This is a genomic window from Alteromonas sp. Mac1 (assembly GCF_001562125.1).
Lineage (GTDB): Bacteria > Pseudomonadota > Gammaproteobacteria > Enterobacterales > Alteromonadaceae > Alteromonas > Alteromonas stellipolaris.
On record NZ_CP013932.1, the window covers coordinates 1,281,715 to 1,296,659 of the forward strand.

The 14,945-nt window shown below is 43.4% G+C and carries 12 protein-coding genes; all 12 read left to right on the forward strand.

Annotated elements, in window-relative coordinates; translation table 11 throughout:
- The first annotated feature begins 40 nt into the window (after nt 1-40).
- The 12 genes from AV939_RS05280 to AV939_RS05335 all read left to right on the forward strand — a co-directional run bounded on the left by AV939_RS05280 (nt 41) and on the right by AV939_RS05335 (nt 14,936).
- Nucleotides 41-559, forward strand: coding sequence for a gamma carbonic anhydrase family protein (locus AV939_RS05280; protein WP_057791772.1), 519 nt, complete (start codon nt 41-43; stop codon nt 557-559).
- A gap of 628 nt (nt 560-1,187) precedes the next feature.
- Nucleotides 1,188-2,309, forward strand: coding sequence for a pyridoxal-phosphate-dependent aminotransferase family protein (locus AV939_RS05285; protein ID WP_197427694.1), 1,122 nt, complete (start codon nt 1,188-1,190; stop codon nt 2,307-2,309).
- A gap of 222 nt (nt 2,310-2,531) precedes the next feature.
- Entirely contained in the window at nt 2,532-3,284 is a 753-nt protein-coding gene (locus AV939_RS05290) for an SIMPL domain-containing protein (protein ID WP_156454628.1), read from the forward strand.
- A gap of 12 nt (nt 3,285-3,296) precedes the next feature.
- Nucleotides 3,297-3,758 (forward strand): GAF domain-containing protein, encoded by a 462-nt coding sequence (locus AV939_RS05295; protein WP_057791774.1) that lies wholly within the window; start codon nt 3,297-3,299, stop codon nt 3,756-3,758.
- A complete protein-coding gene (locus tag AV939_RS05300; RefSeq protein WP_013784069.1) occupies nt 3,755-4,045 on the forward strand; it encodes a hypothetical protein in 291 nt (96 codons plus the stop codon). Before AV939_RS05295 ends, AV939_RS05300 begins: the two co-directional genes overlap by 4 nt.
- Nucleotides 4,046-4,062: 17 nt before the next feature.
- Nucleotides 4,063-4,734, forward strand: coding sequence for an RNA chaperone ProQ (gene proQ / locus AV939_RS05305; protein ID WP_057796152.1), 672 nt, complete (start codon nt 4,063-4,065; stop codon nt 4,732-4,734).
- 2 nt (nt 4,735-4,736) lie between these two features.
- On the forward strand, nt 4,737-6,776 hold the full coding sequence (gene prc, locus AV939_RS05310; RefSeq protein WP_057791776.1) for a carboxy terminal-processing peptidase: 2,040 nt from the start codon (nt 4,737-4,739) through the stop codon (nt 6,774-6,776).
- An 86-nt stretch (nt 6,777-6,862) separates the two neighbouring features.
- Complete coding sequence (locus AV939_RS05315) at nt 6,863-8,197, forward strand: sodium-dependent transporter (protein WP_057791778.1); 1,335 nt, start codon at nt 6,863-6,865, stop codon at nt 8,195-8,197.
- Nucleotides 8,198-8,220: 23 nt separating this feature from the next.
- Nucleotides 8,221-9,702: a Na+/H+ antiporter NhaC gene (gene nhaC, locus AV939_RS05320; protein ID WP_082604918.1), complete on the forward strand. Its 1,482-nt coding sequence runs from the start codon at nt 8,221-8,223 to the stop codon at nt 9,700-9,702.
- A gap of 33 nt (nt 9,703-9,735) precedes the next feature.
- Entirely contained in the window at nt 9,736-12,396 is a 2,661-nt protein-coding gene (gene pepN, locus AV939_RS05325; RefSeq protein ID WP_061997255.1) for an aminopeptidase N, read from the forward strand.
- On the forward strand, nt 12,374-12,616 hold the full coding sequence (locus AV939_RS05330; RefSeq protein WP_061997258.1) for a DUF2835 family protein: 243 nt from the start codon (nt 12,374-12,376) through the stop codon (nt 12,614-12,616). Before pepN ends, AV939_RS05330 begins: the two co-directional genes overlap by 23 nt.
- A gap of 256 nt (nt 12,617-12,872) precedes the next feature.
- Nucleotides 12,873-14,936 carry a DUF1302 domain-containing protein gene (locus tag AV939_RS05335; RefSeq protein ID WP_057791786.1) on the forward strand — a complete coding sequence of 688 codons (2,064 nt, stop codon included), beginning with the start codon at nt 12,873-12,875 and terminating at the stop codon, nt 14,934-14,936.
- The last annotated feature ends 9 nt before the right edge of the window (nt 14,937-14,945 follow it).

Below are 14,945 nucleotides of genomic sequence, written 5' to 3' on the forward strand. Positions count from 1 at the left end.
GTGAGAGCACAGTTTTTTAAATTATGTACAAGGAACGCTTATGCAATATTCACTTGAAATGTTAACGCCTGAGTGTGATAGCACCAGTTATATTGCCCCCGGCGCACATGTTATTGGCAATGTGATATTAAAACCCCACAGCAGTGTATGGTTCAATGTGGTTATTCGCGCAGATATGGACGCGATTACGGTAGGAGAGCTTACTAACGTACAAGACGGGAGTGTGCTCCATACCGACTCCGGAATTCCTCTTACTTTAGGTAAAGGTGTAACCGTGGGCCATAAAGTTATGTTGCATGGCTGCACGGTAGGTGACTACTCTCTCATTGGCATTAATGCTGTAGTGTTAAATGGCGCGAAAATTGGGAAGTACTGCATTATTGGCGCAAATGCATTAATTACCGAAAATATGGAGATTCCAGACTACAGCTTAGTGGTGGGCTCGCCAGGAAAAGTGGTAAAGCAGCTTGATAGTAGTGTAGAGGAAAAGCTTCAAGCATCTGCTGCGCATTATGCGCACAATGCAACACATTATAATAAGCATCTTTCTGAGGTTTAATCAGTGTACACAAGCCTAATAATAATGTGCTCTATGGGATAATGGCTAACCGTTATTATCCCGTTTTTCACTACTATCATTCATTATGCTCAAGACCATTCATCGTACCCTAGAATAACCTTTTCCCTCTTTGCGCCTACTGTTCCTCTTTATCTTCCCCACTATTTCAGCGCTATTGTGCACCGAAAATGCTGCGCTTTTCATAAAAAATGCCCAGAACATAGGTTCTGGGCATAGGGGAATGGCTCATTGCTGAGCCGTGCGCTAACTATTGCAAGGGAGAAGTGCATGCAAATTCTTTCAAACGGATAATAACTATAGTTCATATTTGTTTATTTTATAAACTAAACATTGTGAAATTTATTTTACAGACCCTCTAATCCAATTAAAATGAGAATAACCTTCGGATAATCATAGGCTTCATACTGGTCGGAGTTTCTGATCTATTCGATTTTTCTTTACCCTCATGATACCCACGGGTTATCCACATCTTACGCAAGCTCGACAAGATTATGGCGCAAGACGTTTCCATTCATATAAGTTATGTTCATAACAAGCTGTTGTACCCAGCCGTTAAGATTGTAAGAATGCAGATACGCTATTATTACTATTATTGCTAAGGACTGATATGCAAACGCACTCTACTTTTCTTCCGCCTGAGCGCACTTTAATGGGGCCTGGTCCTTCAGACGTGAACCCTCGTATTCTCAATGCGATTGCCAGACCGACTGTTGGTCATTTAGATCCGCTATTTATCGAGCTTATGGATGCGACCAAACAGCTTCTTCAATACGCATTTAAAACTGAAAATGCATTAACAATGCCTATTTCTGCGCCAGGTTCTGCGGGGATGGAAGCTTGTTTTGTTAACCTTGTTGAGCCCGGCGATAAAGTGTTGGTATGCATTAACGGCGTGTTCGGCAACCGTATGGTGGAAAATGTTGAACGCTGCGGTGGTCAAGCCATCGTACTTAAAAACGATTGGGGCAAGCAAACCGATTTAAACGCGGTAGAAGATGCACTTAAAAAAGATGCAGATATTAAAGTGCTTGCATTCGTACATGCAGAGACGTCAACCGGCGTGGAAAATGATGCAAAACATTTATGTGAACTTGCAAAACAGTACGACTGTTTATCGATAGTAGACGCCGTTACCTCTTTAGGCGGTATTGAGCTAGACGTAGATGGGTGGGGCATTGATGCCATTTATTCTGGCTCCCAAAAATGTTTAAGCTGCGTACCGGGTATTTCACCGGTATCCTTTAGTGACCGCGCAGTGCATGTTATTCAAAACCGCAAAACTAAAGTACAAAGCTGGTTTTTAGACATGAACTTAATTGTTGGCTATTGGGGGAAAGGGGCTAAGCGTGCTTATCACCATACTGCACCAGTAAACAGTATGTATGCATTTTATGAAGCCTTACTTATTTTAAAAGAAGAAGGCTTAGAAAACGCATGGCAACGTCATCAAGCCGGTCATAACGAGCTGGTGGCTGGACTAGAAGGCTTAGGTCTCTCGCTTGCCGTAGATGCCGAATATCGTCTCCCTCAACTTAATGTAGTCAATATTCCAGATGGTGTTAATGACGCTGAAGTTCGTTCAAGGTTACTTAACGATTTCAATTTAGAAATTGGTGCGGGTTTAGGTGAATTTGCAGGTAAAGTGTGGCGCATTGGATTAATGGGGTATGCCTGTAAGCCTCGTAATATCGACCATTGCCTCACATCCTTACAAAAAGTATTGAAATAATAGACTGAAAATTGGTGCACAAGCATTCATAAAGTATAAAGTGGGCCATCGTGCCCACTTTTTATTTTTGCCCTCTAAAACAAAAAAATAATGCTTTTTATTAAAACTCACGTATCAGTTAACTCGCCTGTTTTATGAATGATTTAGTTGCGGTTCATAATACGTTCACTTACCGTTACTTATGATTTGCCTGAATTAATGATAATGAACACGGAGTTTTGAATGAATTCAATCAGTAAACTAGCGGCGCCTTTAAAACGTATTAACGCACGCAAGAAGGCACGCAAGCGCTTATCACCGATGGTATTATTAACGGGTATAGTTGCCACAATGCTAAGTACGGCATCAATGGCGCAACAGCAACAACAGCTTATTCATGTACAAGGCACAGGCGCAATGTCAGTTACGCCTAATGCGTATTCAGTGACCTTTGTTATTGAAGAACAAGGCGAAACCGTTGGGAAGCTTAATACTGCCCTTGCGTCGGATTTACGATCTGTTGTTAGCTTTTTGCTAGAGCAGGGCATTGAACGTAACGACATTCAATCTATGCAGGTTCGTTTAACACCACGATACGTGAACAGTCCTAACGGCCGAGTGCAAGAAGGGTTTACCTTAAGTCGCGAAATATCAGTGACTGATTCCAATATTGAAAACTATGATAAAGTGTTGGACGGTGTACTAGGACGGGGTGTCGATCGTATTCAACAATTTTCGTTTGTTAGTACAACGCAAACCAACGCATACCAAACAGCTTTAGTCGCAGCGGTGAAAGATGCCAAGGCGCGAGCAGCACTTTTAGCGAAGGAATTAGGCGTTGAAGTGGGTGAAGTAGTTGCAATCTCTGAATCTGGTGGCAATATGCCCGTTCCAGTTATGCGCGCAGATGCGTTTGCTAAAGAAATGTCTGTTTCTTTACCAGGGCAAGAAACCGTTGAAGCGCGCATAAACGTTAGTTTTACTATTATTCAATAGCAGGGTAACCGTTTGAAAGAAGAACAATACGCCCAGTTAATAAGCCAGGCGAAAAGCCTGGTTGCTGGTGAGCACGATGTCATTGCCAACATGGCGAACATCAGTGCACTACTTTTTAACCATCTCGATAAGGTAAATTGGGCTGGTTTTTATTTTTATAAAGAAGCGCAATTAGTGTTAGGTCCTTTCCAAGGACAACCCGCTTGCATCCGTATTCCTATGGGGAAGGGGGTGTGTGGTACTGCCGCTGAAACCCGCACAGTTCAGCGCATTGCAGATGTTCATGCCTTCTCTGGCCACATTGCCTGCGACGCCGCTTCAAACTCCGAAATTGTCATTCCTCTTGTGGTAAATGGCGAACTAATCGGTGTTTTAGATATCGATAGCCCAGAATTTTCTCGTTTCGACGAGCAAGATGAGCTTGGGTTGTGTAAAATAGCCGATATACTTATTGAATCTCAGCAATCGTTATGAAATACAACGTTGACATCCATGTAGTACTATCTACTTATGAAGATATGGAAGACAATCATGATGACCCTGATGAAGCGTCAGAACGATTAAATTTCGTACTTCACGCAATTTATGATAGGGCCGATGAAGATATTGAAACTCATCGGCTTGAACAATTATTGCAACACGGTTGGGAGTCTTGGCAACAAGATAAACATTTATTAGAAATTGACGATGACGAATTACTCGATTGGGTTGACCACGCGCTGGCAACTTGGGATGATGAGAGTAATGAAGAAATCTCTTGAATAATTTAGAAAGTTTAATGGAATCACCAGAAAAGTTTACTAGCAGTAAGGAAGTTATCGCTTTCCTTTCCGAGACCTTCCCTAAATGCTTTAGTATTGAAGGCGAAGCCCTACCACTTAAGATTGGCATCTTTCAAGATCTAGCCCAGCGTTTAGAAAGCGAAGAACGAGTGAGTAAAACATTACTTCGCTCTACACTTCGCCACTATACAAACAGCTGGCGTTACCTCTACAGCATCAAAGAAGGCGCTAACCGTGTCGACTTAGATGGTGTTGAAGGGGAAACTATTGAGAAAGAGCATGCCGATCATGCACAGAAGCAGCTAGAAGAAAGCAAAGCGAAAGCCGCCGAAAAGCGTAAAGCTAAGCAAGCTCAGCAGCCTCAAAAGAAAGAAAAACGTCAATTTGCACGTCCGAAATCTTCTGGTTCGGCGCCTGCAGGCAGCAACAAAGAAGGCCAGCAGGGAACTAAACCGAAAATTCAGAGACCAAGTAAAACACCACCGGCTAAATTGACTGATGCCGATATGCAACAAGGTACGAACGTAACGGTTAAATTAGGTAAAACACCTATGCCAGCCGTTATCACCGAAATTGCCAAAGACGGTATTCATGTTCAGTTAGACTCAGGTATGGTGGTAAAAGTAAATGCAGATGCTTTACGTTTGGCACGCTCCAAGAGGTCGTAAATATGAAAGATATCCTTCGAATTTCCATTGCTAGTGCATTTCTTACCGTTGGGGTAGGCGCTGGTGCAGTCACCACAACCCCAGATGTTGAAGAGCTTCCCGTTCTTCAACAAGAGACACAGCATAGTGTTGCAGCAAAACGCGTCAGTGCGTTATTTACCCGCGCTCACTATAAAGAAATTTCGTTGGATGACGTGTTATCAGCACGTATCTATCAGCGCTTCATTGAATCTTTAGATCACAACAAACAAGTTCTTTTATTGTCTGATGTGGTGGGTTTCGAAAAATATCGAAACGCTTTCGATGATGCGTTGAGCAAGGGCAACCTTTCTGTCGCGTATGACATGTATAATGTAAGTGCGCAGCGTCGTATCGAACGCTACGAGTTTGCGTTAGCTATGCTAGAGAAAGGGCCTTTTGATTTTGAAAAAGCCGATGACAAATTTTATTACGATCGCGAAGAAGCCGAGTGGCCTACTAGCAAAGATGAGTTAGATGAGATTTGGCGTCAACGTGTTAAGTACGACGCATTAAATCTTATTCTTGCTGATAAAACGTGGGAAGAAGCAAAAGAGCTTCTTGAGAAACGCTACACACGTTCTATCAAGCGAACTAAACAAACCAAAAGCGAAGATGTATTTCAAATTGCTATGAATGCATTTGCGCGTACCATCGAAGCTCACACGAGTTATCTTTCACCACGCAACGCTGACCGATTCCAAATGGAAATGAATTTGGAATTTGAAGGTATTGGTGCGGTACTTCAAAGCGAAGAAGATTACACCGTAATTAAAAGCGTAGTGCCGGGCGGTCCTGCCGATGAATCTGGGGCGTTAAAGCCAGAAGATAGAATTGTTGGTGTGGCGCAAGAAGATGAAGAGTTTGTTGATGTAGTCGGCTGGCGTTTAGATGAAGTCGTAGAGCTTATCAAAGGGCCAAAGGGCAGCGCGGTACGCTTGCAAGTTCAAAAGGGCGCGACAGATGCGAAAACCATGTCTGTGGTTAGCCTTACTCGCGACAAAATTAAGCTTGAAGACCGAGCTGCACAATCTGAGGTTTACACGCCTGAAACTGGGCCTCACGCAAATGAGCCTTTAGGTGTTATTACTATTCCTAGTTTCTACAACAACCTACACGCCGATGTCGAAAAGGAAATAAACAGCCTTAAAGCACAGAACGTTAAAGGTATTATTGTAGATTTACGTGGCAATGGTGGTGGTTCTTTAACAGAAGCGACATTACTTACCGGTCTTTTCATTGAAAAAGGTCCAGTGGTGCAAATTCGTTACGGTCAAACTAAAGTTAGCGTTAATCGCGATACCGACGGAAAAGTATCTTACGATGGCCCGTTAACGGTTTTAGTAGACCGCTACAGTGCGTCGGCGTCAGAGATTTTCGCCGCTGCAATGCAAGATTATAACCGCGCGCTGATTATTGGTGAACAAACCTTCGGTAAAGGTACCGTTCAACAACACCGTGGTTTAGGTAAGATTTATGATTTGTACGACAACCCATTAGGTAGCGTGCAATTCACCATCGCTAAGTTCTATCGTATTGATGGTGGAAGTACGCAGCATAAAGGGGTAGTGCCTGATATTCTTTATCCTTCAGCAATTGAACCTGCTGACTGGGGTGAGAGCCAACAGGATAACGCATTACCTTGGGACAGCATTAACCGCGCAAATTACACTACATTTGCTGACGGCCAAGCTGCACTTGACGTATTAACGGCGAAACATAATAAACGTATTATGCAAGACCCTGAGTTTTCTTATATTCACGACGATATTGTCGAGTACAAAGAAAACAAAGATAAAAACTTTATTTCATTGGTAAAATCTGAACGTGAGTCAGATAAAAAAGAAGCTGAAGATAAAGCTCTCGAGAGAGCCAATGAACGTTTACAGCGTATGGGTAAAGAATTAGTTAAAACACTTGATGACCTACCTGAAGATATGGAAGAGTTAGATCCGTTCTTAGATGAAGCTGCCAACATTACTTTTGATATGATAGAAACCGGCAGATACGCAATAACACACTAAAGGTTGATGACAGGGGGCTGGTCAGTGGCCAGCCCTTTTTTTGTGTCTGATAAACCTAACAACAATAATAAATAAAGGGAAATCACATGGCTATCAGAGGCGAGTTTTCTTCTCGAATCGGGTTCGTGCTCGCAGCAGCGGGCTCAGCAGTTGGACTCGGTAATATTTGGGGGTTCCCCACCAAAGTAGCAACGAATGGAGGTGCTGCTTTTGTGCTTGTTTATTTACTTCTCGCGTTTGTTCTTGCATACCCCGTTCTCATGGCCGAGCTCATCATTGGACGAAGCTCTCGTTCTAACATGGTAGATGCGCTAGGCAATATTTCTGGTAACTTCATCGGTCGTGCAACCGGTATTTGGGGTTGCATAACAGTCTCACTTATCTTGGCGTTTTATGCCATCGTAGGCGGTTGGATGCTTGTCTATTTCGCAGATTCTGCTGTCAATATGGTGGGGTTACAGTCTGCAAGTGATTGGTTGTTAACATCTTCAGTTACGCGTAACGTTATTTTTTGCTTTATATTCATGGCGTTAACCGCTTTTATTGTTGTGGGTGGTGTGAAGTCGGGAATTGAGAAATGGTCAGTTAGGTTAATGCCTACATTGGTACTTCTTATCCTAGCTCTTATCGTCTATGTAAGTTTGCAACCTGGCGCCTCTGATGGTTGGAGCGCGTATTTGGTACCAGACTTTACCCGTATTCTTGACCCCGATTTGTTAATAGATGCCATGGGCCAAGCCTTTTTCTCCATGTCATTAGGTGTGGGTACCATGCTAGTTTACGGTTCATACCTAAGCAAAAAAGAAAATTTGCCCACCATTGGTGCTTCCGTTGCATTAGTGGATATCGGTGTTGCCGTTATTGCCGGCATGCTGATTATTCCGGCCATGTACGTTGCGCTGCACAATGGTGTAGAAATCTTTACGCCTGAGGGAGCCTTAATTCAAGGTGACTCGCTTATTTTCAAAGTGTTGCCAGCCTTGTTTGATACAATTGGCGGGGTAGGTGTGTTTGTTGCATTTACTTTCTTTGCGTTAATGGCGATAGCCGCTGTTACCTCTTCAATATCAATGCTTGAAGTGCCTGTGGCATATATGGTGGAAAGCAGGGGCTTGGTACGTAAAAAGGCGGTAGTGTTAATGGCAGCCATTATCTTTGTACTTAGCTGCATCATCATTCTTAATTTTAATGCACTGTTTGGGTTCGTTATTGCCCTTACCACTGAGTACAGTCAACCACTACTTGGCTTAGCGTTATGTATATTTGCCGGATGGGTGTGGCGCAGAGATGCCATTTTAGCTGAGCTTAAAGAAGGCGATGCAAACGCGGAGCAGGGTTTGTTTTGGAAGATTTGGCCTTGGTATGTACGCTTTGTTTGCCCGGTTATTATTGCGCTAATGTTTTACCGCTCAGTTTTTTGATTTAAGGCTTAAGAATAATAAAAATGACAACGACTAAAGAATTTAAAGAACCTTCATTATTTGACGCGCTTATTCCCATTGTAGCCCTTGTAGTTATGATGGGTAGTGCGGTTTATTTATTTGCTGATAATTCATCGTATGGGCCTAACCAAATTGCCTTATTACTGGCGATGGGTCTTGCCGCCATCATTGGCATGAAAAACGGGTACAGCTGGAAAACCATTGAAAAAGGCATTGTTGATGGAATCTCAATGTCGCTCGGTGCGTGCTTAATTCTATTGGCAGTAGGTTCGCTTATTGGCACTTGGATGTTAGCCGGTACAGTTCCTACGCTTATTTATTTTGGTCTAGAGCTATTAAACCCTTCATTCTTTTACGCTGCCGCGTGCTTAATTTGCGCCGTTGTTGCTATGAGTATCGGAAGTTCTTGGACTACCGCCGCTACAGTGGGTGTTGCATTGATGGGCGTGGCTGCAGGTATGGATATGTCTGCTGCGATTACCGCCGGTGCCGTTGTATCAGGTGCTTATTTCGGCGATAAAATTTCTCCGCTTTCTGAAACCACAAACTTAGCGCCCGCCGTGGCAGGTACCGATTTATTTGAACATATTCGCTACATGCTTTGGACTACCGTTCCTAGCTTTATTCTAGCGCTTATTTTGTTTGTAATATTGGGCTTTAGCGAAAGCGGTGATGCTAAAGCAGATCGCATCGAACAAATGCAGTTATTGTTAAATGAGTCTTTCGATCTAAGCTGGTATTTATTAGTCCCCCTTGTTGTATTGCTAACCCTTGCGGTTAAGAAAGTGCCAGCGTTTCCTGCTGTGTCTATTGGCGCATTATTAGGTGCAATATGGGCAGTGTTATTTCAAAGTGATGTAGTTGCTAGCATGGCAAGCCCTGACGACAGTGCCAGTATTGGTGCATTAAAAGTAGTTTGGACGGCCTTGTTTGACGGCGTGAGTTTCTCCACCCCTGATGAAAACTTGAATAGCTTGCTTTCACGTGGCGGTATGTCGTCTATGCTCAATACGATATGGTTAATTATTTGCGCTATGTCGTTTGGTGCGGTACTTGAAAGAGTAGGGCTATTAAAACGAGCAGTATCCGCTATTTTATTAGGTGCTAAGTCGGCCGGTGATATGGTAAGCAGAACTATTCTTACGTGTTTTGCGACCAACTTGGTAACGGCCGATCAGTATATCTCTATTGTGATGCCAGGGCGCATGTACAAAGAAGAGTATGAAAAGCGTGGTTTGCACCAACTAAATCTATCTAGAAGCCTTGAAGATGGCGGAACGTTAACATCGCCACTCATTCCTTGGAACACGTGTGGTGCCTACATGCACAGTGTGCTGTTGGTAAACCCATTCGACTATGTTTTCTATGCGTTCTTTAACGTAATAAACCCAATTCTTGCTATTATCTACGCTTACTTAGGAATTAAAATTCTTCGCCTAACACCTCCAGATTATGCAAAGCAACCTGGCGAAGCAAACCAATAATAGTTGCGTAGACTTTCTGTTTTAGGAGACTCTATGTCAGTTACAGCTAAACGCCGGGCGGATTATCTTCCGCCCGCTTTTTCTATCCCGTTAGTCGACCTGACTATTTCCTTACATCCCACAAAAACTGTGGTAAAGAGTAAACTTAGCGTTAAGCGCACGCTTACTAAAGAGCTTACTAAAGATACGGTTAAAGACACAGAAAAAAATGACGGAAACAAAAGCCAGCCCCTCATCTTAGATGGGAATAAGCTGTCACTTGTTTCTGTTCATATTAACGGTACACCTTTTAGTGATTACACCTTAGATGATGAAACGTTAACGCTAAATGTAGATACCGATGATTTTGAATTAGAAATTGAAAACCACATCGACCCAGAAAACAACAAAGCACTAGAAGGCTTGTACCTTTCGGGCGGTGCTTACTGTACGCAATGTGAAGCAGAAGGCTTTAGGCGCATTACCTTTTTCCCAGACAGACCCGATGTATTGTCAGTCTATACGGTGAAAGTCATAGGGGATAAATCGTTCCCCATGCTGTTATCAAATGGTAACCCGGTAGAACGTGGTGAAAACCCTGATGGTACGCACTTTGTTACGTGGCACGATCCTCACCCTAAACCCTGTTATTTATTTGCATTAGTGGCAGGCGACTTCGATTTATTAACCGACACCTATATCACCACCAGTGGTAAAGAAGTAGCGCTAGAGTTATATGTCGACAAAGGTAAGAAATCTCAGGGTACTTTTGCCTTAGCGTCGTTGAAGCGGGCCATGAAATGGGATGAAGACGTGTTCGGTTTGGAATACGACCTCGACATATACATGATTGTGGCGGTCGACTTCTTTAATATGGGCGCGATGGAAAACAAAGGCCTGAATGTATTTAACAGCAAATTTGTTCTGGCCGACCAAGACTCTGCGACTGATGATGATTTCTTTAATGTAGAAGCTGTTATCGCGCACGAATACTTCCACAACTGGACTGGTAACCGCGTAACGTGCAGAGACTGGTTCCAGCTCAGTCTAAAAGAAGGGCTAACAGTGTTTCGCGATCAGCAATTTAGTGCTGACATGACATCACCGCTAAGTAACCGTATTAAGCATGTACGTGTGATGCGCGAGCACCAGTTTGCAGAAGATGCCAGTGCAATGAGCCATCCTATTCGCCCTGAAGAAGTTATTGAGATGAATAACTTTTATACGGTGACGGTATACGATAAAGGCGCTGAAGTTATTCGCATGTTCCATACGCTATTAGGGCCGGAAGGTTTTAGGAAAGGAATGGATGAATACTTCCGTCGTCATGATGGCCAAGCAGTCACGTGCGATGATTTTGTTTCTGCCATGCAGTCAGCTACGGAGTTAGATCTTACGCAGTTTTCTCGATGGTATAGTCAATCTGGTACACCGCAAGTATCCCTTGCTCACAATGTTACCAGCAATGAAGCGGGTTATGTACATACCTTCACCGTAACGCAAAATACGCCTAGTACAGCAGATCAAAGCGAAAAGCTTCCTCTGTATATTCCAGTAGGTTTTGAAGTTATCGATGAAGATGGTAATCGATACCGTGATGATAGTGGCATCATTCAGAACGACTTACTCATCGTCGATGCACCTGAAATCACGATTACTATCACCTGTGATGCGAAGAAACTAACCCCAGTACTACTTGGTAACTTTTCTGCACCAGTAAAAGTACATAATGAGCTCGACACCGCTTCATTACTTACTATATTTGCCCACTCGCAAGATGCGTTTAATCGTTGGGATGCCATGCAGACTTTATATAACCGCTGCATCAGTTACTTATATGAAAACCCAACTGCAACGATAGACAGTGGGATATGGACGGGAATTCATGCTGCAATAGACAGCGAAATTGATAATATTGAGCTTTTGAGTGAATGCTTAGTGATACCTTCATTTGAAACCTTGTGTCAGTCTCGAAGCAATATTAGTGTGCAACCACTCATCGATGCACGAAAAGCGTTTTGTCGTCAGTTTTCTACCCAGTTGGAAGCAGTACTTCTAAATGCGTTTAACGGTATAGCCACTCAGGCCTATAGCTACCAGCAAGATGCAGTTAATGCTCGCCGCTGCAAAAATGTATTGTTGTCTCATTTGGCACGCTTACCTCAGCATAAAGACTTGGTGATATCGCAGTTCGATAAGGCCGACAACATGACCGACACTCTAGGTGCCCTTAAAGCAGCGCAATCACTACCGGCGGATGCCTTTGAAAGCTTAATGGCTAAGTTTGAAGAAAAATGGCGTCACGATCCGTTAGTGCTAGATAAATGGTTTGCCTTGCACGCAACTCAACCTCGTGAAGATATACTGGCTACTATCACTATGTTGAGCGAGCATCCTCAATTTAGTATGGGTAATCCTAATCGTGTTCGTTCACTTATTGGCAGTTTCGCTTTCTATAACAGCGAACGTTTCCATAACTTAGGTGGAGAAGGGTATAAGTTTGTTACCGATTACCTTATCAAGCTAGATGCCCTTAATCCTCAAGTTGCAGCACGAATTGTGACTCCACTGATCCAATGGCAAGGGTTTGCAGAACCCCATCAGGCATTGATGAAAGCACAGCTAGGTCGATTGTTAAATCATAAGGGCTTAAGCAAAGATGTGTTTGAGAAAGTGAGCAAAAGTTTGGCGTATGACAACCATTCAAGCCACTGATACCGTTTATTACTTTTCTGTTAATGTGCCTTACATTCAATGTGAGGCACTGTACTCTGGCGCTGTGCCTACCGTCGTTATGGTGGCGGAAAATGGCACCAGCGTACAAGTCCCCTCTACTAGAATAAAACAGTTCATTACCTCCCAAGGTGTTGTGGGGCGTTTTCGCATGATTGTAGACGCCAACAACAAAATTAAAGCCTTCGAACGCTTACGCTAAAGCCCTAAACCTTTACCTTTGGCTGCTTTTTGTGCATATATTTTTACGATTCCGCCAATTACTTACACCTTTCGGATAAGTTGCTTTTATAGTCCCCACAAAGCAATAACTATTTGATACGATTAATGTTGTAAATTTTGTTAACTGGTACGATTACTTCTTGCGAAAGTGGCAAAATGATGTAATCATTTTGTTAATCGTTATGGTTGATCACGATGTCACGCAGCCTTGTGCGTCGACTAGGGAGTATAAAAATATGATAAATAGGCCTCGCGCTTTTAAGATGTCACCTGTTGCTGTAGGTGTGCTAACCCTGTTGGGTGCTGCCGCACTTCCTGCTAATGCCGCTAATTGGCAAGTAGGTGATGTTAGCATTTCTCTTGATTCTACATTCACAGTGGCTACCAGTATCCGTACTGAGTCTAGAGATTACGATCTTATCGGAAATAGTAATCATGCACAGTTTGATTGGTCAGGCTATCACGCTGCATTCAATCCACTCTATCCTAGTAGCGACGTTTGGGCGTTAGCTGACGGCGGTTATTCAACCAATGGCGACTTAGGAAATTTATCTCATGATCCAGGTGATGCATTTGCAACACAAATTTCAGGAAACCATGAGCTAGATATTAATTTTGGCGATTTCGGTTTCTTCGCACGTGGTTTCTGGTTTTACGACTTTGAACAAATGGATGGTGACCGTCCTAATTCAAATGCTATCACCGGTGTTCAATACGATCACTGTCAAGATCCAGAAGCAGAAGATTTATTATGTACCGATGTGCGTCTTTATGATGCCTTCTTCTATGGCGATTGGTGGATTGGCGATAAGCCGTTAACCCTTCGTGTAGGTCGTCAAGTTATCAGTTGGGGTGAAAGTACTTTCATCCAACACGGTATCAATACCACAAACCCAGTAGACGTTACCCGTGCTCGTGCACCAGGTGCGGAACTTAAAGAAGTATTTATTCCAGTGGGTATGGTTTATGCCTCATTAGGACTAAGCGATACATTAAGTGTGTCGGGTTACTATCAATATGAATGGGAACGCAGTTGGTTACCTGTTTCTGGAAGTTACTTTGCTGGTAACGACTTTGCGGGCGAGGGCGGTCAGCGTCAAAACGTCCAGTTAGGTTTCAGTGGTAACCCTGATATCGATTTAGACCATTTGTTAACTGCACTTAACGGCTACGGCGATTTGTTGCGTGCTGGCGGAAATTCTGCAGATATTGCATCTGCGTACTTAGCGTACCCAACTAAAGTGGCTATTCGTGGCTATTCTGATGAAGCGCATAGAGATGCAGACGACCAAGGGCAATACGGTTTGCGTGTTACTTGGTTCGCTGAAGCGCTGAATGAATCTGAAATCAGTTTCTACCACATTAACTACCATAGCCAACGTCCACTTATCTCAGGTGTAACGTCTGACTTTACTTCAGAAGGTATTGCATCAGATTTGGCTTTCATTGCGACTAATGAAGTGACCCGCGATAACATTACTGAACTGGGTGCATTCACCAAATCTGAGTTTTATTATCCAGAAGATATTAAATTGTATGGCGTAAGCTTCAACACTAACGTTGGCACAACCGCTTTAGCCGGTGAATTTGCTTACCGTGTTGATGAACCTCTGCAAATCGACGATGTTGAACTACTCTATATGGGTATGCCTCAACAACTTGCTAATGCGGGTCTTCGCCCAGATTTAGACGGTATTTCTCAGCTAGGAAACATAGGTAGAGATGTTGGGCCAGGTGAAACCGCTGAAGGCTTCTTGTTCTCAGACACGTGGCAAATGCAGTTAACTGCTTCTCACGTTTACGGTCCTAAGTTTGGTGCTGATAACTTCGTACTGTTGGGTGAACTGGGTTATGTCAATATTGTTGATATGCCAGATCCCAATGTAATTCGCTTAAATGCGCCAGGTACAGCACGTACACCGTCGCTAGAACCTACGGCAAGCGGCAATAACCGTGAGGGTCTGCACATTGGCCTTTCCGATGGTCCAGAAACTAACCCATTCGCTACTGATGATGCATGGGGTTACCGACTACTGGCCGTTGCTGATTGGAACGATATTATGGCGGGCGTTAACCTTCGAGCTCGTGCTACGTTCTCTCACGATGTAGAGGGTACAACACCAGATCCTCTCTATGTTTTCACCGAAGATGTTAAATCTGCGGCACTGGCATTAACGTTCGACTACTTAAGCAAGTGGTCAGCAACAGCCTCTTATAGTGCATTCTGGGGCGGCGTTGGTACCACTAACGCATTGTCAGACAGAGATTTTATTTCGTTTAACATCAAGTATTCAATCTAAAGAGTGATG

Bases quoted from the DNA above. Each gene is read 5' to 3' on its own strand.
- AV939_RS05300 (WP_013784069.1), top strand. From the start codon at position 3,755: ATGAAATACAACGTTGACATCCATGTAGTACTATCTACTTATGAAGAT.
- proQ (WP_057796152.1), top strand. From the start codon at position 4,063: ATGGAATCACCAGAAAAGTTTACTAGCAGTAAGGAAGTTATCGCTTTC.
- nhaC (WP_082604918.1), top strand. From the start codon at position 8,221: ATGACAACGACTAAAGAATTTAAAGAACCTTCATTATTTGACGCGCTT.
- AV939_RS05290 (WP_156454628.1), top strand. From the start codon at position 2,532: ATGAATTCAATCAGTAAACTAGCGGCGCCTTTAAAACGTATTAACGCA.
- AV939_RS05285 (WP_197427694.1), top strand. From the start codon at position 1,188: ATGCAAACGCACTCTACTTTTCTTCCGCCTGAGCGCACTTTAATGGGG.
- AV939_RS05330 (WP_061997258.1), top strand. From the start codon at position 12,374: ATGACAACCATTCAAGCCACTGATACCGTTTATTACTTTTCTGTTAAT.
- AV939_RS05280 (WP_057791772.1), top strand. From the start codon at position 41: ATGCAATATTCACTTGAAATGTTAACGCCTGAGTGTGATAGCACCAGT.
- AV939_RS05315 (WP_057791778.1), top strand. From the start codon at position 6,863: ATGGCTATCAGAGGCGAGTTTTCTTCTCGAATCGGGTTCGTGCTCGCA.
- AV939_RS05335 (WP_057791786.1), top strand. From the start codon at position 12,873: ATGATAAATAGGCCTCGCGCTTTTAAGATGTCACCTGTTGCTGTAGGT.
- pepN (WP_061997255.1), top strand. From the start codon at position 9,736: ATGTCAGTTACAGCTAAACGCCGGGCGGATTATCTTCCGCCCGCTTTT.
- prc (WP_057791776.1), top strand. From the start codon at position 4,737: ATGAAAGATATCCTTCGAATTTCCATTGCTAGTGCATTTCTTACCGTT.